General features: G+C 48.2%; 3 protein-coding genes. All 3 read right to left on the reverse strand.

The window, feature by feature from the left end; genetic code table 11:
- Positions 1 to 39: 39 nt before the first annotated feature.
- The 3 genes from tnpC to tnpA are packed head-to-tail and all read right to left on the reverse strand — an operon-like array spanning position 40 to position 2,314.
- Entirely contained in the window at positions 40 to 1,659 is a 1,620-nt protein-coding gene (tnpC, locus tag MSP8886_RS21720; protein ID WP_067021186.1) for an IS66 family transposase, read from the reverse strand.
- 26 nt (positions 1,660 to 1,685) lie between these two features.
- Positions 1,686 to 2,030, reverse strand: coding sequence for an IS66 family insertion sequence element accessory protein TnpB (gene tnpB / locus MSP8886_RS21725; RefSeq protein WP_067021190.1), 345 nt, complete (start codon positions 2,028 to 2,030; stop codon positions 1,686 to 1,688).
- Complete coding sequence (gene tnpA / locus MSP8886_RS21730) at positions 2,030 to 2,314, reverse strand: IS66 family insertion sequence element accessory protein TnpA (RefSeq protein ID WP_067021192.1); 285 nt, start codon at positions 2,312 to 2,314, stop codon at positions 2,030 to 2,032. Before tnpA ends, tnpB begins: the two co-directional genes overlap by 1 nt.
- Positions 2,315 to 2,409 lie beyond the last annotated feature (95 nt).

Genomic DNA, 2,409 nt, shown 5'->3' on the forward strand with positions numbered 1-2,409 from the left:
GTAAGCGTTCATTCTAGGGAGTCATTGACAGCCACTGACTCAGAGCAATGGCGATTTCAACGGCTTGTCTGCGAACAGGTGCTTCCAGCGCCTTGGAGTTAAGTCGGCCACGTCTTTTGCAGGGTGTTGACTGACTCGTTGCAAGACATCCGTTAGGTAGACGTTCGGGTCGATGTCGTGCAGCTTGCAGGTGCTGATCAAGCTTTGGATGATGCCGACATGTTCGGCGCCCAGTTCTGTCCAACAGAAGAGCCAATTCTTCTTACCCATTGGGATGGGTCTTATCTCTCGCTCTAGGTGGTTGGTGTCCATGGCAACGTTTGGATTTTCCAAAAAGACCATCAGTTGGCGTTTGCGCTTTAAGGTGTAGTTCAACGCTTTCATCCAGGTATCGTCTGGTAATAGGTCAGCCCGTTGGGTTTGTTCTTCGCAGAAGGCAAAAAATTGATCCACTAAGGGCTTACTGTGTTGCACTCGGTAATCTTGTTTTTTCTCATCTGACCAACCTTTCTGTTTGATATGGCTTTCGTACTGGTACAAGGCGGCAATCAGGTTCAGCGCGTGGGTGACGGCCTCGGTTTCTTCCATTTCGGCTTTCAGTAGCTGACGACGCATGTGCACCCAACACTGAGCATGAGTGACCTCCGGTGAGGTGGCTTCGTAACGACTGTAAGCGGCATAACCATCGGTCAGTAAGGTACCCTGCCAAACATGATCCAGTAAGTCTTGGATGTGTTTCATGCCACGGCTTTGGGAGAAGGTAAACACCACTTCGTCCTGCTCGCCATAGATGGGCCAAAAATACGCTTGCTTCATTTTGCAGGGTTGGTTGCCTACCCCAGGCTGGCGGGTGGCTTTTATCGGTGTCTCATCCATGGCCAGTACCTTGCTGTCCAGCACACTAATCAGTTGCTCTACCACAATGGGTCGTAACAGTTCGATCCCGCGTTTGGTGAGGTTTGTGAGCGTTGCACGACTGAGGGTGATGCCGGAAGCGCTAAGCTGTTGGTGTTGACGATAAAGGGGTAAGTGATACAAGAACTTATTAACCAGTAAGCCAACGATAAAACTCACATCCGCGAGGGAACTGTCAAAAATCAGATCCGGCTGTGGCGCGGTAATGAGCTGTTTACTGGTTTTGTGCTTCACCACCTGACGTTTGGTGATGACGACTTCATAGGCACTGGTTTTTTGTACGATGCGGCTGACGTCTTTGAAGCCGACTTCTTCGTATTCGTGCGCATTGGGGCCTTGTAATTCGTCCGCTAAGATAACCTTTTCACGAACCGGTATAGACTCATCAAAACGCAATCCGGTGATGTTAATTTCATTGCCTTTACGAAACTTGGGCGCTTTGCCACGAACATTGGCAGACTCAGGTTTGTCCTTCTCAACGATAGACTCTTCTTCTACGCGGGTTGGTTCGGCTGACATCGGACCCACGATATCAGCGAGGGCTTGTTGATCTGGTGTGAGTAAGGTACGACGTTCGCTTTTCGGCCCAAATAACTCACGCTTTAGCATGTGCACTTCCGCTTCGTATTGGCGGATTCTTGAAGACATAGCTTCGTTTTCAGCACGCAGTTTTTCGACCTCATTCGTGTGAAGCAAGTCGATGTTTTTGAAGGGTAAAATAGGTCGGTAAGTGGCGTCATTCATGGGGTTGGATTATACCATCCAACTTGTCATGATGCTCGCTTGTAGCGTTTAAATTGACGATATTTTTCGACTTTTATGCCCGCTAAGAGGTGCTGCAATTCAATCACACTTAGGGCGTGTTTAGCGTTTTCTGATGACGCATAATTGAACTGCCCCTGCGACAGTCGTTTACACCAAATGCAATAACCAGAGGTGTCAAAATAGAGGATTTTCATCTGGGTTTTGCGCCGGTTAATGAAGACAAAATACCCGATGAGTGGGTTTTCTTTGAGGTGTTGTTTGATCAGCCCTAATAAGCCACGATAGGATTTACGCATATCTGTGGGTTGGGTATGCAGCCAAATTTTAGCATTGGGATCGGGCAGGAACATCAGTCACGACTCAATCGAAGCTCAACACCATCACCTAAACACAAGGTAATGTTCCAACGTCCAGTACCTGAGAGAGTGGGCACCTGACTGAGATCGATAAAGTCTGAGTGACTAGAATCTGGCGAGGCTTTAGTTCCCGAAAAATGCTGACGCCATTTACTAAAACTGGCGTAACTCACCTGATGTTGTTCGCAGTATTGAGGGGCGGATAAGCCAGACTCGGCTTGACCGTCAATGATTTGTTGCCATTCAGAAGAAGAACGACGGGTATAGGGTTTGGTCATGGGTTGGACTCCGTTATCGGTGATGAGATGAAAACGGAGTCCAGTTTAGAGTGCGAAAAGATGGGATGAAATAACGGCGTAGAATGAACGCTTAC

This window comes from Marinomonas spartinae (assembly GCF_900089775.1).
Classification (GTDB): domain Bacteria; phylum Pseudomonadota; class Gammaproteobacteria; order Pseudomonadales; family Marinomonadaceae; genus Marinomonas; species Marinomonas spartinae.

Bases quoted from the DNA above. Each gene is read 5' to 3' on its own strand.
- tnpC (WP_067021186.1), bottom strand. From the start codon at position 1,659: ATGAATGACGCCACTTACCGACCTATTTTACCCTTCAAAAACATCGAC.
- tnpB (WP_067021190.1), bottom strand. From the start codon at position 2,030: ATGTTCCTGCCCGATCCCAATGCTAAAATTTGGCTGCATACCCAACCC.
- tnpA (WP_067021192.1), bottom strand. From the start codon at position 2,314: ATGACCAAACCCTATACCCGTCGTTCTTCTTCTGAATGGCAACAAATC.